This window comes from Rossellomorea sp. KS-H15a (genome assembly GCF_024195245.1).
Lineage (GTDB): Bacteria > Bacillota > Bacilli > Bacillales > Bacillaceae_B > Rossellomorea > Rossellomorea vietnamensis.
Genome location: NZ_CP096886.1, coordinates 3,720,158 through 3,736,556, shown reverse-complemented (window position 1 = coordinate 3,736,556; position 16,399 = coordinate 3,720,158). Strand labels below are relative to the sequence as shown.

Sequence of the window (16,399 nt, the reverse complement as noted above, 5' to 3'; positions counted from 1 at the left end):
CCAACGGGTCTAGAAGAAAAAAGAGGTGATATCAATTGGAAGCATTAGGGGTAATTGTCGTCATCATTTTATCTTTATGGTCGATTACTAAGACTTTAGAAAAGATCTCAGACAAGATTTTAACAAGCCAAAACAAGCAGACTGAGTTATTAGAACAAATAAAAGAAAGACTTAGTGACAATGTAAATAAATAAGGGTCTTCAATTGAGCAAATTCCATAAAAAAGTAGGTCAGAGGCACTCAGCCACTGACCATTTTTTATGAAAATCCATTAAAAAAGCCAACGTTATCCTTCAAAAAATACAATCTCCTCAATATCCCGAACCCACTCCATAGCTTCAGTCCCATCCGCATTTCCAATCCACAGATCCCTTTTCGTATCAGTAAGGGATTTCCCTCTTAACCAAGCGAGTTTTCCAATGGAAGGGATATACTGAGGAGCATAGTCCCCATACCCTTTAGGAGGGCTCGTTATCTTCATTTGTTTCTTCGAATCGATACTCAAAGTATATAGAGCAGGCAGCGGGTGCTTGCTAAAGTCGTTCGTCCACTCTTGTTCCTTGATCCTCGACACGACCAGTGATTTGTCAGTCATCCAATCAAAGTCAAGGTCAGCGTAATCTGCAGGTGTATAAGTCCCTGACGCAGGCATTTCTTTTACCTTTAAGTCCTTATTTTTGAAGCCGAACACGATTCTTCCGCCGCCTGCGATATAGGCTAGTGTATCGGTTGAAGGTGACCATTTGGGCTGTCCTACCTGCAAAATCATTTCGTCCAATACCTCGAAATTCTTCCCGAGACTATCAATGACACAGACCATATCGCTGTCCATGGACCAGGAAGCGGTGGGAGATACGACAAATGAAATCCATTTGCCGCTGGGTGAATAGGTCAGCTCTTCTGCATTGACGGCAATCAGTTTGTTATGTTCATTTGTCCCGATTTCTTTAGGTAGTGTAAAAAACGGCTCCACGCCTCCGAATAAAACAATATCCTCATAATTATCGCCGACTTTTTTAGTAAACAAAGAGGCACTTGACCATCCATCCGGGTTGAGGGTTCCAGATGAAGACAGAAGGAATCCACTTCCGTCCGGGAGCCACGTGAAATCACTGACCCCGGTTGCGATGTTGTAGAAACGGTTGAGGTCAGAGATATCTAAGATTCCATTATTAATATAGGCAAGATTGTTTTTATGGGGAGCCCATTTTGGTACATGGCCATTATATGAAATTTTCTTCTTTTCACGAGTGGCGAAATTGTATATCCACAGCTCAGACTGCCCACCGGTTGATGATTCCGCTTGATATGCAAGTAGCCTTCCGTCGGTTGACCATTTTGGTTCGGAGTGGATATTGCCCGTGTTCGTGACTTGAGTTTCCTTTCCATCTGCTAAGGTCCACACGTTTCCTTCCCTGATAAAAGCAGCTTTAACTCTATTATTAATCGATGCGGATGGCGTCGATGGGAAAATAAGTAATAATATAATGGTTAGCAGGATGGCTGGTTTCATCGGGAAGTCTCCTTTTTGGGTGGTGTACTTACTATTTTCTTGAATCGAATTAATTATGTAGGGGGGCAGTCATTGACTCCATGCTAATATGAAAATAAACGAAAAAAGGATTTTTTGGCAATTTATGCAACCATTCAATTTGGGCATCGTCTAAAGGTTGAAAGGGAGTACATGATGATAGGGGATTAGAAGTTGTTTATGGAGCAAAATGAAATGAGCAGAGAAGAGACGGTTGAATGGTTAATGGATGAGTATGGGAAGAAGGTTGTTCGACTTGCTTATACCTATTTGAAACAAGAGCAGCTTGCTGAGGATGTGGCACAGGAAGTGTTTATCAGGTGTTATCAAAAGTTTGATACGTTTCGTCAAGAATCATCCTATCACACATGGATTTACTCCATAACGGTAAATCTGTGTAAGGACCGGTTGAAAAGCTGGAGTTTTAGGAATCTTGTGTTTAATGATTTCTTTTCTTCAAGGGGGATTAGTCATCATACACCGGAGAGCAACTTAATTCACCTCCAAGCAAAAACAGAACTATCCCAAAGTGTATTGGGTCTTCCCATCAAATATCGTGAAATCATGATTCTTTTTTATTATGAAGAATTAACGTACAAGGAGATTGAAGACTTGTTGGGAATCAGCAGCCAAACGATCAAGTCCAGATTACATAGAGGAAGAAACATGTTACGGAAGAAGCTTAAAGGAGGGGAGGGAAATGAGTGATATGTTGGATCAATTGAAACAAGAATTGGACGAACGGGTTCTGAAAGATATAGATTTCAGGGAGAGAAACAAAGCGGTTGTAAGGAACCACTTTAAGAGTAATCGTGAGCCGAGTAGAGACAAAAAGCACTTTGGTATAGGGTTGGTTTTAAGCTTCTGTTTTTCAGTCTTATTTTTGGGAGTCGCCGGCTATTTTATCATGGATCATTTGGGCTTATCAAAAGACAGAGGTCTTTCTCAAAAGAATGAAAAATCGAATGAGATTCAAGAATATAAAGAGCATACTCACCCACAGCCAAAAGAGAACGATGAGGTTATGACAAAAGAGGAAGTTCTCCATAAGTTATTTAATTCAGTCGATTACTTTGAAACAGCGGCCGGAGAATTCGAATCTTACTATTTAAGCAAATCAACGGTTAAGTATAAGGTGAGAAATAAGGGTGTGGTTGGTGGATACGAGAAGGTAATTGATTATCCAGACCCGAAGAATCCCATATCGAAAGAGAGGGTAAGTAAAACGTATTATAACAAAAATCATGTTTGGCACCTTGACTTGGACTCAATGGAATATGTAAAATTCGGCATAATGCCGGAAAAGAATATATCCGTTGTAAAGGCAGATGATATCTTCAAAATGGACCCAGACGATATTCTTGAATACGATACAATGAACATTTTCAGGGAAACCCCTCCAAACATGTTAGCGGGAATTTCGCTTTATAATTATACATTCATCGCCAAATACTTGAGACCTGAAAATGATTGGTCAATAGAAAAGCAAAATGAGAAACTATTGGGACATAATACGCTGGTCATTGCAGGTACACTGGACGATAGCCTGGTCGATACCATGCAACCAGATGAAAAAAAATTTAGGATATGGGTGGATAAAGATACTGGAATCATGGTGAAACATGAGATATATAGTGATACCGGGGAACTAGTCAGTTATTTACATCCAAAAAGCTTGGAGATTAATAAAACATTCCATGAAAATGAGCTCGAGCCTGATCTTGACGGATTTCACTCTTTTAGGGATGAGAGGGATAGGGAACTCCAAGTCATTGAACATGCTGATACAAAACGGACTGAAGTAGAGGAAGTAATGGCCATTCAAAGGGAGACCATGCCTTTGTTTTATGAGTTTAAAGACCCGAAACTCTCCCCTTTTTCCGCCAGTATTGAAAAATACCGCAAGGATCTTCACGCTTATGTCGTCTACAGTTATGACAAGCCTGTAAATGAAGTGGGATCCGGATCTCGTTTGCTTTACACAAGGATACATCCTAAGGACACATACCTCAGAAAAACAGGCGATTTTGTAAGGACACTAGGCGAAGAAATTGATTCAATGCAAATGAACGGAATTCAATGGCATATGTTCAAAGTGGAAGACACAGATGAAGTTTTTGTAAAAGGAGAGAGCGGTGACTATATGATTGAAATTGTCACGCAAAAAGTATCCGGCAGTGAATTGAAAAGGTTGTTGGGCACATATAAAAAAATAGAATAGGTTTACTGGCGCATATCACGAGTTAAGATATGCGCCTTTTCTATATGTTTCAATTTATCATGACACATTGGATTAACAGAAGAGAGAGTGGAATAAGAATCCTGGTTTGTTGGAGAAGAGTTTTCTATTTTGTGTTTTTAAAAGGAATTATCCAATCTTTGATGAAATACTAAGAAGATAGATTAATTTGTAGGAGGAAAGAGAAAATGAATCGAACAGATCTACTCTTAAGAATGCTCGACACCACATACGACCAGGAAAGTTGGTATGCGCCCCTAAAACCAGCAATAGAAGGACTCACTGCTGAACAGGCTTGTTGGAGACCGGATGGAGAAGCGGCGAAAACCATATGGGAAAATGTGAATCACCTTACTTATTATAAAGAAAGATTGACGGCACAATTAGAAGGGCGTGAATGGAACCAAACTCTCGATGGTAATGATACTTTCTATCTAACGGAACAAATAAATGATGACAAGGAATGGGGAGCAGTCGTTGAGCGTATTGAATCGGCCCATGGTCGCTTAAGGGAAGCACTTAGTAAAGCAACGGCTGAAATGCTTGAAGAACATTCTCTTGAAGAGAAATTGTTGGACATCATGATGCATGATGCTTACCATACGGGTCAGATCATGCAATTGAGGAAGATGCAGGGGGCGTGGCCGTCGCAGAGGTGAATGGTGGAGAGTGAAAAGCTGGGATCATAAATGATCTCCAGCTTTTTTCTGCTTTATTTCTTACTCCGACAAATCACTAAAATAATCTACCTCTTCCAAATAAGTCACCAACTCATTCAACGTCCCCAACGACTTCAATCCCTTATTCATCTGCTCTCTCATATCCACGATCCGACCTTGAAGGATGGGAAGGATATCTCGGTAGTTTTTCCTCTCAATCCCTTTAAGAACCTCCCTGCATTGATCGAATCCCATACCGGATAAACGCAGTAGTTTAATGATAAATAGTTTGTTCATCAATGCCCCATCGAAGTAGCGATAGTTATTCTCTCCTCTGCTGGCTTCAAATAGTTCTTGCTGCTCCCACACTCTCAAAGTAGAAATCGGCAGGCTCAATCGCTTGGATACCTCTTTGTAGGTGACGGGTCGTTCAACTTGAACCTTTGGGGGAATTTCCTGATTGCTTAACGTTGATTGCAATTGCTCGATGACCAATGTGCTTTCTTTGTAGTTATTAACCAGTACGGCCTGAAATTCCACTGCCAAAATAATAGCCGCTTCCCGTTCTTTTTTCACAAGATGTCTCATCATTTTGGCCACTTCTGTCCATGAATATCCAGCCATCATATGACGGGATGCTTCGAAAAATCTCTTATGTATCTCGCTATATTGCCGATAGTTGTTTTTCCCTCGAGGGGCATGAGGGATGAATCCCCATGTTTCATATTTTCTGAGCAGGTCGGCACTTAAGTTAAATGGCCGTGTGATTTCGATTCCTCTATAAACACGCAAATTCATCATATCCCCCCCTCAAAACATTGAAGTAAAACATGAAAGTCTCATTCCGACTTTTTTATGTATTTTAAATGATCATTCCACGTCTATTTTGCTAAACCCTCGAACCTTGCAACAGAGTGCTACGATTAAAGTATAGGTAAAGTATTTGGAATTTTCAACCAAAAAAAGGAGAGGTTATATGCTGCAGGTGCAGAATTTAGGGAAGACCTATGAAGTCCCTGTCAGGGAATCGGGTCTCAAAGGAGCTCTATCAAGTTTTATGAAACGGGAGAAAAGGGAGATTTGTGCTGTGACGGATCTTTCTTTTGACATTCAGAGAGGGGAGATGGTCGGGTTTATCGGGTCGAACGGAGCGGGAAAGAGTACCACCTTGAAGATGCTTAGCGGCATACTGCATCCTTCGAAAGGAGAAGTGACGGTGCTTGGATTTACACCTTATCAACGTCAACATGAGTATCTGAAGAGGATTGCATTGATCCGAGGAAGCAAGCCTCTCTTTGCACCGGCTGATTTGACAGCACTGGACGCGCTTCATATGCAGAGAATTATCTATGATCTCGATTTTAAGGAGTTCTCCAAGGATTTAAATAGAATCGTCGATTGGCTGCAAATTGAACCCTATTTTAAAAAGCCTCTTCGAACACTTTCTTTAGGAGAGAGAATGCGTTGTGGATTAGCCTGTTCTTTGGTGTATAACCCCGAAGTCCTTTTTCTCGATGAACCGACGATCGGTCTTGATTCCAATGCACAGCAACGGATCCGGCATTTCTTGAAAGAATATAATCGCGAAACCAATGCGACGATCCTGTTGACCTCTCATTACATGGAGGATGTAACCCAGCTTTGTAGAAGAATTATGGTCATTGATAAAGGCCGGTTGCGATTCGATGGAGAGATCGATCACTTGGTCGAACGGTTGACTCCCTATAAATTTATTGTGTTTACCCTTGAGCATTCCAGCGTGCTGCCTCCTGACTTATCCGGAATGGTTGAAGAGGGACAGGGTGGGAAGTACACCATGCGTGTTCCGAACGCACAAGTTCCTTCCGTGACCGCACGCTTATTATCGGAGTATTCCATTCTTGACTTAACTGTCGAACATCCACCATTTGAAAACACGATCCAACAATTATATACAACGGAGGTGGTGTGATAGATGAGTAGAATCGCTGTTCTCAATTCCTTTCGTCTGCTTAAGGGCTATACGGTGTGGAAGACGATGGATGTGTTTAGCTGGAGGTCATTCATTTACCTCCTCGTATTTTCCCATTTGATTACCCCGTTGGTTTCATTATTTGTTTGGCAAACGGTCACGGCAGAAGGGCAGGTCGTTGGAGGCTGGGGATCCAATCAGTTTATGGACTATTATTTAGCGATTGTTTTGGTGCGACAGCTGACGGTCTCGTATGAACACCATATGCTGGGCATGCAGATTTATAATGGAGAACTAACGAATCTATTATTGAAGCCTCATCATCTGCTATATGTCGTGATAGGAGAAAACCTCGCTGTAAAAATAGTATCCTACACCGTTTCAATCCCCTTGCTTATGGCCCTTTGGATTTGGCTCAGCCCGGAAAGTACACTATCGGTTACACGCATCATTCTCTTTATCCTGACTGTCATCAATGCCTGTATCCTTCGCTTTCTGTGGCTTTACTTGCTGACCCTTGCTGCCTTCTGGACAGAAAAAACGCAATCATTGGTCAACGCTGGTGAAGTGGCCATCTTTTTTATCGGGGGAGAAGTGGCTCCACTTTTTCTTATACAGGGTGGTTTCGGTGATTGGCTATACTATCTTCCTTTTTACGGGATGTTGGGCTTCCCGGCTGAAGTCCTGACCTGGACCAGTGGCATCTCTATCCTTCACGGCCTTGCCCTGCAGTATGGCTGGATCGGCATTCTGGTCCTATGCAGCACCTTTATATATAAAAAAGGCATTAAAAGATATTCTGCTCTAGGAGGTTAAGAAATGAGAAAAAAGTTTGCTTTAGTATTCCTGTTCTTTAGAACGTCGCTCATTACCCAGCTGCCTTACCGGGTGAATTTTCTTACTCAGGCTCTTTCTTCACTATTCTATTTTGCAAGCGGGGTATTCGGCCTCCGGATTGTGTTTCAGTTTACAGAATTCCTGGCAGGATGGACGTTTGTTGAAATCATCACGTTATTAGGAGTCTATCAATTGGTGGCTGGTGCCCTTTCCCTTTTTGTCATGGGGAATCTCGAAGCCCTTCCAGACAAGGTGGTGGATGGTCACTTGGATGAAACGCTCTTACTTCCGGAGAATGCCCAGTTCCTATCGAGCTTCGGGAGCTGTAATGTATGGGCAATCCCTGACATCATCCTTGGGGTGACCGTCATAACGGGGGCTGTCTTTTTCCATTTAGAAGAGGTGGTACTTCTTCATTTCATTCAGTTCGTCCTTTTGTTATCATGCTCTCTCATCATCAGCTACTCATTCAGAATGTGGATCGGCACGCTGTCATTTTGGCTGGGAAGAACAGGAGGCGGGTTCGTCCTGTTTTCGAGTATATGGACGATGGGAAAGTATCCAGTTGATCTTTATCCTCCGATGATCAAGTGGCTTCTTTATACCCTGGTTCCTGTTGGGATTGTGGCTGCGGTTCCGACTTATGCCCTTTTTCATGGAATATCATTAGTTCAGTTAATGGGGTTGTTGGTGTTGACTATTATCATTTCGGTTTTTACGAAGTTTTTGTGGATGAAGGGATTGGGAAGGTATTCGAGTGCTACGTCTTGAAGTTACCTATTGTTAGGAATTAGAAATTAATGGATAATAGTTTCAGAGTATATTGAGCACAATTCCAAGGAGTGGATCGAGATCATTATTCAACCAATAACATTTTATATTCGAAATCTGCCCTATACCATCAGATCAGCAAAAATAGAAGATGCTCAGAACCTGTCAGAAGTTAGGCTCCAGGTCGATGGAGAGACAGAAAACATGGATAGGGAAAAAGGTGAAGCGTACATAGATGAGGCGGGTTTTAAACAAATAATCATTGAAGATACAGCGAGTCCCCAGAATCTCTTTTTGGTTTGTGAAGTAGGGGTAAGGATTGCCGGTTTCTCCAGGTGCGAAGGGAAATCATTAAAGCGGATTGCTCATAAGGTAGAGTTCGGTGTAGGTGTTTTACAGGAATTCTGGGGATACGGCATCGGGAAAAATCTATTAAAGATGAGCATACGCTGGGCAGATGATAACGGCATTAAGAAGATCACCTTGAATGTCCTCGAAACCAATGAAAAAGCCATCATGCTCTATAAGAATAACGGGTTTGAATTTGAAGGAGTATTGAAGAGTGATAAATTATTATCGGATGGACGTTACTACGATACTGTGGTGATGGGACGGTTACATCCGTAAGGAGTGGTTCTTATGAATCTGACAGATAAGCCAACGAAAAAGTATAGCCTTCTTTTATTTGACCTGGATGACACGCTTCTTGAAAATTCTTCCTGGTTTGACGAGGGACTGGTGCAGACGCTAGCGGAGCATCCTTTGACAAAGGGAATGGACGATCAACAATTTTTGAAGCAATTAAAACAACCTCCAAGATCTCTAATCGATAAACTTGTAAGTGGTGAACTAACTACATTTGAATTTAAAAGAGAAAGATGGAAGAGTGCTCTTGATTCCTTGGACGTGAGAGCAGACATTGAGGAAATTGATCAGCTTGAATCACTCTTTGTTAACAGGAGTATGAATTTTATTACTGCCGATGAATCCGTATTAAATTTAATGAATGAACTGAATAAGCAATTTGAAGTTGGAATTGTTACAAACGGACTTTATGACCCTCAACAAAAGATAATCAATATGGGGTTAGGGGATATATTCAGTCAAGATAAGATCATCCATGCAGAACCATTAGGTATTAGAAAGCCCGATTCTAGAATCTATACTATTGCTCTAGAAGCATTTAATAAGAAACCTGAAGAGACGATATTCATAGGCGACTCGTGGACGCATGATGTAGTTGGTCCCATGGAAGCAGGAATGGAAGCGATATGGGTTAATTTCAGAAGGGAAGAAAAGCCAACGGATCATACTCCGTATGCAATTGTTTCTTCTATTATGGAAATAAAAGATATATTGGTGAGTAGCAGTTTGAGCAGTTCAAAAGGGGAAGAAGAAAGTGATGAATAAAACAGTAAAAGACCAACTCCAACGCCTAGAAGAAAATCTATTAAAACCAGAAATTCGCTCATCCAAAACAGAGCTTACCCAGATTCTTGCAGAGGGATTTTTTGAGATTGGGAGTTCGGGTAAGTTTCTTTATCAAGATGAGGAAATCAGCGAAGAAGGTATTGGGGTAGTGAAGATGACAATGGATCACTTTGAAGTCCATCCACTATCGGATGAAATCGTATTGGCTACATATAGAATTTTCAATGAGGAAACGGAGCAACATTCGTTAAGAAGTTCGATTTGGAAATGGGCAGATGAGAGATGGCAAATGGTGTTTCATCAAGGTACCAGGGTTAGTTAGGATACTAAATTTTTCGTAGGAGTGAAGATATGCAAAGTGTAAAGCCTAGATTGGTTTTAAAGGTGGATGATCTTGAACAATCTCTTTCATTCTATCGTCATTTATTTGGTTGGACTGAGGAATGGAGAGAAGATACGATTGCACAATGGAAGCTTCCTAGTGGTGGGGCTGTTTTATTTACGGAAGGAAACCAAGAAGATTTCAAGAAATATACCGATGTCGCTTTTGTCAAACCTGATCCGGGCCAGCGGTTTTATATTATGGGAGAGAAAATTGAAAACCTGAAGCGAAAGTTTGAGGAAGAACAAGTTGCTTATGAATTGGAAGTAGATCCGGGATTTGGCCAGCTAATGATGGTGAAGGACCCAGATGGATACCTCGTTTCACATTGGGAAGAGTTGTTTATGTCAGATGAAGAGATATTATCGCTATATAAGAGTGGGATTGACCGAATAGATACCGTGCTTAAGGGGTTATCTAACGATGAATTGGACTTGGTTAGAGCTGAAGGGAAATGGTCCATTCGGCAAACCGTGCTACATTTCATTGATTCGGACTTGACCATGTTCCATCGTATCAAGTTTGCGCTGGCTGAAGATGGCAGGAATTATAAGAATAATCCATATGACCCCAATCTTTGGGAAACGGGAACGAATTACAAAGGTCGATCAATCGAAACCGAAGTATCCCTTTTTAAATTGATACGGGAACACGTACTCAATCTTTGTGGAAGCTTACCGGACTCCCTTGATAGAAAAATTCAAACGGAAGACCAGGGTGAGCTGACCGTTAGAAAAATGATCAAGATGGTAGCGGGACATGCAAAAGGGCATCTTGAACAGATTGAAGAAACAAGAGACATTCATCACATGTGAGGAGGGAAGCTTATCAATTTCTAATGATAAGCTTCTTTTTTATCACTATATATTGAGTTGTTGTCAATAAACTGGAATAATTGGAATTGTCAGTAATAAAACTGTTAGTTCAGGGAGGAGACAGATGAAGTACAAAATCGTTTTCTTTGACATCGATGGAACGATCACTCATCACGAAAATGGGAGCATACCAGATAAGACGAAAGACGTCATACATACACTAAAGAACAAAGGGTTCAAATTGGTGGCAGCAACGGGACGACCCTTATCCATGTGCCAGGAGATAAAGGATTTAGGAATCGATACGTTTATCACAGCAAATGGCGGCTATGTCAAACATAACGAAAAAGTGATTCATCAAGTTCCCATGGACCGGAATCTGGTAAAAGAGATTGTGGATTTCGCCCATGGCAAGCATGGCCTTTCTTTCTATACCGAAAGCTTCTGTATGAACGGAGTGGAGGAAGAAGAAATAGCCCGGGCATTGAAGGAAACGTTATCGTTGGATGAATATCCTGTGCAGGCCGATCTTATTGGTGAACAGGATGTCTACTTGATGTGTTTATTTGCAACGGATGAAGTGGTGAAATCATATCAACAGAGGTTTCCTCATCTTACCTTCAGAAGATGGCATCCCTACGTGTTAAATGTGTTGCAAGAAGATGTGTCAAAGTCATTAGCCATAAAGAAAGTATTAGATTATTATGATTTGCAACCATCTGAAGCCATCGCTTTCGGTGACGGGGATAATGATGTGGATATGCTGGAACTTGCGGGTCTTGGGATTGCGATGGGAAATGGTAGTGACAGATTGAAAAGGGTTGCGGATTATGTGACCAAAAAATCCAGTGAAGATGGAATCACTTTTGCATTGGAGAGATTCGGTGTGATCTAGTTCATACCAGTTCATACCTGCTTAAAGGGAGAGGATTGTTTTGCTAACCTTATATATTACAAGGCACGGAGAAACCGAGTGGAACACGGAAAAAAGAATGCAGGGCTGGAGAGATTCAAGCCTCACAAATAAAGGGAAAGAACATGCCACGCTTTTAGGAAACAGACTGAAAGAGGTTGAGTTCGAGGCCATCTATTCAAGTCCAAGTAAAAGAACCGAAAAGACAGCAGGCTTAATTAGGGGTAACAACGAAATTCCGATCATCATGGATGAAAGATTGAGGGAAATCAATATGGGGATTTGGGAGGGAGAAACGGTTTCACACATTAAGGCGAACCATCCCGACGAGTTTCACTCATTTTGGAATACGCCTCATCTTTATCAACCACTGGGTGGAGAACGCTTTGATGAAGTAAGGGACAGAGTATTGAAATGTATGAGCTCGATTCGTGAGATCTACGATTCAGGGAATATCTTAGTCGTTACCCACTCTGTTGTCATCAAAACATTGCTAGCTTATTTCAAAAACCTTCCCTTGGAGAGATTATGGGAACCTCCATTCATTCATGATACCAGTCTTACCGTTGTTGAGTTATGGGAAGAGGGGAGCAGGATTGTAATGGAGGGGGATTTATCGCATCGGGAAAAATCAAGTTAAGGGGATGAGCACATGCTGAAGAAAATACTTTTCATAATTGGAACGATTCTTCTGTTAACTGCCTGCAACACCAAAGATTTCTCCTTCTCAGGTGAATCCGATCACTGGAAAGGTGACCTAAGCGTCAATCAGTCCAGTGATTTTGAAAAACAGGATTTCGTCCTGAAGTACGTAGGGGATGATGTTGATTCTGTTGGTGACATTGGCTATACAGTCGAGGAGGACCACGGAGAGTTTGGTAGAGCGGGTGTGACGCTTGAAGAAAATGGAGTCATCCGGGACAGCAGAGAAGCGAATCCGACCAATGTCAAAATGAATGAAGATTCCGAGATAGAGGTAACGGTGAAGTGGGATGATCAAGAGGAAACATTTACTCTAGAAAAAAATTAAAAAAGGATGGATTCTATGTCATAGAAAACGTTTCAAGTGGGGTTGTGGTTGACAGCCGTGCTGGGATCGCTTGCCCTGTTTGTTGCGACAAGATTCATCTGGAAAGAAGCGAAAGATGTACTTTTACTGGTTTATTTAGTCGTTGGGTTTCTGATGAATTTTATTGTTTCGAAAATCAGAAGTATTAAGATTGAAGAAGCAAGACATAAAGGGTGATGTTCTTGAATCAGGTTGAATGATCGTTATGGTACATGGCACAAGGAGGAAAATAATGAACTACGTCAAAGATCTGCGTAAACTCGTTGGCACCAGACCCCTCATTCTCCCCGGGGCTGTCGTCATCATCTTAAACGACCAACAGGAAGTCCTTCTCCAACACCGGACAGACGGTGGCTGGGGGCTTCTGGGAGGATTGATGGAACTGGGTGAAAGTTTAGAGGAGACGGCAAGGAGAGAAGTGAAGGAAGAAACCGGTCTTGAGATTGGGGAACTGACCCTTGTAAATATCTTCTCCGGTAAGGACTATTATTTCAAAGTATCGAATGGGGATGAACTATATTCCGTCACGGCTGTTTATGTCACAAAGGATGTGAGGGGAAAAATGGACATCGATGAAACCGAATCGGTTGAAGTCCGATTTTTCAAACTGTATGAACTGCCGGGTGGATTAACGGATGAATATAAAAGCTATATTATGCCATACATAGATCAAGTAAAGAAGGTGCAAGTATGAACGCTTCAGAAAGCATATTGAAAACATGGACAAAATTTAATGATTTTCCCATGGAAACGTTAACGAAAGTCTGGTTTTATCATCAGGGGAGTGTAAAGAAGCAGCGGGATGTCTCTCTTATGCGTGAACATCGGGAACAATACGGCATGTCGGGGAATTGTTTCGATCTCGCTCTCTGGTTACTGGATGAATTTAAAAGAGACGGCGTCGAGGCGTATCCCGTCGGTCATAACCTGAATTCGGAAGAGGCTCATGCGGCCGTCATCGCTCTGAATGAAAAAGGGGAACGATTCCTTTGTGACCTGGGCGATCAATGGTTGAAGCCGATTTTAATAGATACGAAGAGTCCCGATTACTCCAACGAAAAATTAAGTGGTTTCTTTCCTGCTGCAAAGGTGCAGGTTCAAGCTCATCCAGCAGGAACTGAAATCCTGTATCATCGACCTAATGGAAAAGTATCGAAACAGGTTTTCCAGACTGAACGAATCGAGATGGATATCTTCTTGAAGGCTGCTGAACATTCTCAACATATGATAAAGAATCATCCATTATTGGAGTGCAGAATCCCGTACCAATCTGAAACGGCGCATTGGGAGTTTTATAATTGGGAGAGCTTTCTGAGTACGACAGAAGGATTGATGAAAGACCCGAAGCTTGAAACGGTGTCTGAGTGGGCTGAAAGGATTCATGGGAAAACGGGATACAGCGAAGAAATTCTAACAGAGATATTAGAGCATTATAAAAGCATACAAGTTTGAAAGGAATCATGACTATGAAAACAACCGCATATGTGACACTAAGAGAATTGACGTTGGATGATGCAGAAGACCGATACCATTGGTGTCTGGACCAAGAAGTGACCAAACACTTAAACATGCCGGAAAAATATCCTCCCTTCAGCCTGGAAGAAACCCGTGCCTGGATCGACATGTGCATCAACAAAACCAATGGATATGAACAAAAGGCGATCATGACGGGAGAAGGCAAACACATCGGCTGGATTGATTTAAAAAATATTGACCGGTTAAATAAACATGCAGAACTTGGGATTGCGATTGGTGATAAAAATTACTGGGGAAAAGGCTACGGGTTAGCAGCCATGCGCGAGATGCTTCAATGGGGGTTCAAGGAACTCGGGTTGAACAAGATATGGCTAAGAGTAGAGATCGATAATGAAAAAGCCATTAATTCCTACAGGAAAATGGGATATGTGGAAGAAGGCACTTTAAGGCAGGATCGATTGAGAAACGGAGAGTTCGTCGACCGACTGCGGATGAGTATTCTCAGGGAGGAATTTGTCTATGACCCAAAAGTTTAATGAATTTTTTAAGATTGCCAGAAAGCTAAATGGGGTCGGAATTACGCCACTGCTAATGGGTTCGGTGGGATTGGAAGTGGTCACCGGAAGTAGCTGGGATGCACAGGATCTGGACATCCATGTGCCTGGCGATAAGAGGGGATGGGAAGTGCCGGCTGAAACATCCATACATAACTGGAATGAAATTGTTGAGGTCATGAATTCCATGGACTATGTGCTGATTGATCTGCATGAACATGAATTTTCGAAAGATGGATTATCCGTGGAGTTTGGGATCATCGATACGCTGCCGGAATTTGCTGGAGTTCGGATGGAGGGTTTAGAGATGCATCGAAAGGAAGAAGTGACCTATTATCTGTTGAATCCCGAACAATATTTGCGTGTGTACGAAGCTTCCTCCAAGGACAGCTACCGGGCAGACCAGAATAATCATAAGGACTTGGGGAAGATCGAGTATTTAAAACATGTAAACTCTCATAAAGAAAAAAACGTATAAACCATATATGTTACAGTGAATATAAACCAAATTCCGGAGGTGTGTAATCATGTATTTCTTGATCTTTCTGGGAATCGTCATTCTATATTTTGCCATCCGTATATTCATCGGTTCAAGGAAAATGGAGTTTTATGGAGACAGCATTAAAAAGAATTCTTCCAATCCAAGAGACGAAGCTTATCAAAAGTCGGTTCAGCATTCCCAACAATCCACGAACGCGAATAATCAAACAGGTGGTGGGGGTGGACCTTCTGCATGAATCCGTTGAGGACGCTCGCTTTTTTCTTCCTGGCAATGGTTATCACAGCCTGTAGTAGCAGTGATGCCGAGCAGAATAAAACATTTGAGAATACAGTGGATTTCATGGTGAAAGAACTGCAAAACAAGGAGATTGAGATTCATTCAATAGCGGACTTCAAATGGGACAAAGCCTATTTGTTTCCACCCTATACCTCACAAGAAAGTATAGAAAAGAAGCTTAAGGTTGAATACGAAGATTCCAATAATATCAGCAACAGGGATGATATCTACTTACTCGTCTTTCTTCATGAAGGCAGGGTGGTTCAGTATACTGAAATCAATCGTCAAAAAGCGGATTTTACAACGGATGGTAAAGAGTATCTGACTCCTTATGAGGATGTTTTGAAGATTGAAAGACATGAAAAATAAAAGGGACCTTCATCGTTTAGAAGGTCCCTTAAGTTGGGTCTTACTGATTCAACTTCTCCAATAATCCCCCATCATCCATATTTCGGTTCGTCACAATCTTTCCATCATCATTGAGGTTTATACGGCCACTGACCTTTGCGGTATCGGTTTCCCCATCCTTGCTATATTCCACTTTGACTTCATACTCATAAGCGAGGTCTTGATCCTTTTTCACTTCAATATTGACCGGCTTCAATTGATATCCTTTTTCATAAGCAATGCGGTGAAATAACAGGATATGATTCTTATTCAATAGATCTTCCCAATCCATCACGAGAGGCTTATAGGTTTCTTTTACATACTCTTTTAACTCAGGAGGAAATGCCCCTTCCTGGTTAAATGCATCCGATAGCTCTTTATCAGGTCCTGTAAATTCATCTTTTAAAAAGGTTTGAATCGTATCTGCATTTGTATCACTTTCTTTGGGTGAGGTACATCCAGCCATAAAAGTGAAAAGTGACGTAATTATGAGAAAGTACATACATAGTTTTTTCATCAATTATTCCCCCTTATCAATCTATACGGGTGGAGATGGAAAATGTTTCAATGAATTTCGCATAAACTGATTAGCTAGCATATAACGAA

Annotated in this window: 23 protein-coding genes; 20 read left to right on the top strand and 3 right to left on the bottom strand. The window is 41.5% G+C overall.

Annotation, left to right across the window (positions count from 1 at the left end):
* Positions 1–286 precede the first annotated feature (286 nt).
* The gene (locus M1J35_RS19145) at positions 287–1,513 is read right to left on the bottom strand and encodes a TolB family protein (protein WP_254651969.1); all 1,227 of its coding nucleotides are present in this window, start codon (positions 1,511–1,513) and stop codon (positions 287–289) included.
* A 198-nt stretch (positions 1,514–1,711) separates the two neighbouring features.
* Between M1J35_RS19145 and M1J35_RS19140 the strand changes: the two genes are divergently transcribed.
* The 3 genes from M1J35_RS19140 to M1J35_RS19130 all read left to right on the top strand — a co-directional run bounded on the left by M1J35_RS19140 (position 1,712) and on the right by M1J35_RS19130 (position 4,429).
* Positions 1,712–2,239, top strand: a complete 528-nt coding sequence (locus tag M1J35_RS19140; protein WP_254653805.1) for a sigma-70 family RNA polymerase sigma factor — start codon at positions 1,712–1,714, stop codon at positions 2,237–2,239.
* On the top strand, positions 2,232–3,752 hold the full coding sequence (locus tag M1J35_RS19135; RefSeq protein WP_254651968.1) for a hypothetical protein: 1,521 nt from the start codon (positions 2,232–2,234) through the stop codon (positions 3,750–3,752). Before M1J35_RS19140 ends, M1J35_RS19135 begins: the two co-directional genes overlap by 8 nt.
* A gap of 206 nt (positions 3,753–3,958) precedes the next feature.
* The gene (locus tag M1J35_RS19130) at positions 3,959–4,429 is read left to right on the top strand and encodes a DinB family protein (protein WP_254651967.1); all 471 of its coding nucleotides are present in this window, start codon (positions 3,959–3,961) and stop codon (positions 4,427–4,429) included.
* 60 nt (positions 4,430–4,489) lie between these two features.
* Here M1J35_RS19130 and M1J35_RS19125 read toward each other — a convergent pair whose 3' ends face one another.
* Positions 4,490–5,230, bottom strand: a complete 741-nt coding sequence (locus M1J35_RS19125; RefSeq protein WP_254651966.1) for a MerR family transcriptional regulator — start codon at positions 5,228–5,230, stop codon at positions 4,490–4,492.
* 175 nt (positions 5,231–5,405) lie between these two features.
* Between M1J35_RS19125 and M1J35_RS19120 the strand changes: the two genes are divergently transcribed.
* The 17 genes from M1J35_RS19120 (at position 5,406) to M1J35_RS19040 (ending at position 15,775) form a co-directional block, all read left to right on the top strand.
* Positions 5,406–6,380 (top strand): ABC transporter ATP-binding protein, encoded by a 975-nt coding sequence (locus M1J35_RS19120; RefSeq protein WP_254651965.1) that lies wholly within the window; start codon positions 5,406–5,408, stop codon positions 6,378–6,380.
* A gap of 3 nt (positions 6,381–6,383) precedes the next feature.
* Positions 6,384–7,196: an ABC transporter permease gene (locus tag M1J35_RS19115; protein WP_254651964.1), complete on the top strand. Its 813-nt coding sequence runs from the start codon at positions 6,384–6,386 to the stop codon at positions 7,194–7,196.
* Positions 7,197–7,199: 3 nt separating this feature from the next.
* Positions 7,200–7,988 (top strand): ABC transporter permease, encoded by a 789-nt coding sequence (locus tag M1J35_RS19110; RefSeq protein WP_254651963.1) that lies wholly within the window; start codon positions 7,200–7,202, stop codon positions 7,986–7,988.
* Positions 7,989–8,069: 81 nt separating this feature from the next.
* The gene (locus M1J35_RS19105) at positions 8,070–8,615 is read left to right on the top strand and encodes a GNAT family N-acetyltransferase (protein WP_254653804.1); all 546 of its coding nucleotides are present in this window, start codon (positions 8,070–8,072) and stop codon (positions 8,613–8,615) included.
* Positions 8,616–8,627: 12 nt separating this feature from the next.
* Entirely contained in the window at positions 8,628–9,398 is a 771-nt protein-coding gene (locus M1J35_RS19100; RefSeq protein ID WP_254651962.1) for an HAD family hydrolase, read from the top strand.
* Positions 9,391–9,741 carry a nuclear transport factor 2 family protein gene (locus tag M1J35_RS19095; RefSeq protein ID WP_254653803.1) on the top strand — a complete coding sequence of 117 codons (351 nt, stop codon included), beginning with the start codon at positions 9,391–9,393 and terminating at the stop codon, positions 9,739–9,741. Before M1J35_RS19100 ends, M1J35_RS19095 begins: the two co-directional genes overlap by 8 nt.
* Positions 9,742–9,770: 29 nt before the next feature.
* The gene (locus tag M1J35_RS19090) at positions 9,771–10,616 is read left to right on the top strand and encodes a DinB family protein (protein ID WP_254651961.1); all 846 of its coding nucleotides are present in this window, start codon (positions 9,771–9,773) and stop codon (positions 10,614–10,616) included.
* 124 nt (positions 10,617–10,740) lie between these two features.
* Entirely contained in the window at positions 10,741–11,511 is a 771-nt protein-coding gene (locus M1J35_RS19085) for a Cof-type HAD-IIB family hydrolase (RefSeq protein ID WP_254651960.1), read from the top strand.
* A 40-nt stretch (positions 11,512–11,551) separates the two neighbouring features.
* Positions 11,552–12,169 carry a histidine phosphatase family protein gene (locus tag M1J35_RS19080; protein WP_254651959.1) on the top strand — a complete coding sequence of 206 codons (618 nt, stop codon included), beginning with the start codon at positions 11,552–11,554 and terminating at the stop codon, positions 12,167–12,169.
* 12 nt (positions 12,170–12,181) lie between these two features.
* On the top strand, positions 12,182–12,559 hold the full coding sequence (locus tag M1J35_RS19075; protein WP_254651958.1) for a hypothetical protein: 378 nt from the start codon (positions 12,182–12,184) through the stop codon (positions 12,557–12,559).
* 36 nt (positions 12,560–12,595) lie between these two features.
* Positions 12,596–12,775, top strand: a complete 180-nt coding sequence (locus M1J35_RS19070; RefSeq protein ID WP_254651957.1) for a hypothetical protein — start codon at positions 12,596–12,598, stop codon at positions 12,773–12,775.
* A 55-nt stretch (positions 12,776–12,830) separates the two neighbouring features.
* Positions 12,831–13,292: an NUDIX hydrolase gene (locus M1J35_RS19065; RefSeq protein WP_254651956.1), complete on the top strand. Its 462-nt coding sequence runs from the start codon at positions 12,831–12,833 to the stop codon at positions 13,290–13,292.
* On the top strand, positions 13,289–14,050 hold the full coding sequence (locus M1J35_RS19060; protein WP_254651955.1) for a hypothetical protein: 762 nt from the start codon (positions 13,289–13,291) through the stop codon (positions 14,048–14,050). Before M1J35_RS19065 ends, M1J35_RS19060 begins: the two co-directional genes overlap by 4 nt.
* A gap of 14 nt (positions 14,051–14,064) precedes the next feature.
* Positions 14,065–14,610 (top strand): GNAT family N-acetyltransferase, encoded by a 546-nt coding sequence (locus M1J35_RS19055; protein WP_254651954.1) that lies wholly within the window; start codon positions 14,065–14,067, stop codon positions 14,608–14,610.
* Positions 14,594–15,106, top strand: a complete 513-nt coding sequence (locus M1J35_RS19050; RefSeq protein WP_254651953.1) for a phosphoribosylanthranilate isomerase — start codon at positions 14,594–14,596, stop codon at positions 15,104–15,106. Before M1J35_RS19055 ends, M1J35_RS19050 begins: the two co-directional genes overlap by 17 nt.
* A 49-nt stretch (positions 15,107–15,155) precedes the next feature.
* Positions 15,156–15,365, top strand: coding sequence for a hypothetical protein (locus tag M1J35_RS19045; protein ID WP_254651952.1), 210 nt, complete (start codon positions 15,156–15,158; stop codon positions 15,363–15,365).
* Positions 15,362–15,775, top strand: coding sequence for a hypothetical protein (locus M1J35_RS19040; RefSeq protein WP_254651951.1), 414 nt, complete (start codon positions 15,362–15,364; stop codon positions 15,773–15,775). Before M1J35_RS19045 ends, M1J35_RS19040 begins: the two co-directional genes overlap by 4 nt.
* Before the next feature lie 40 nt (positions 15,776–15,815).
* On the opposite strand, the gene M1J35_RS19035 is transcribed toward M1J35_RS19040, so the two are convergent.
* A complete protein-coding gene (locus tag M1J35_RS19035; RefSeq protein WP_034756866.1) occupies positions 15,816–16,310 on the bottom strand; it encodes a hypothetical protein in 495 nt (164 codons plus the stop codon).
* Positions 16,311–16,399 lie beyond the last annotated feature (89 nt).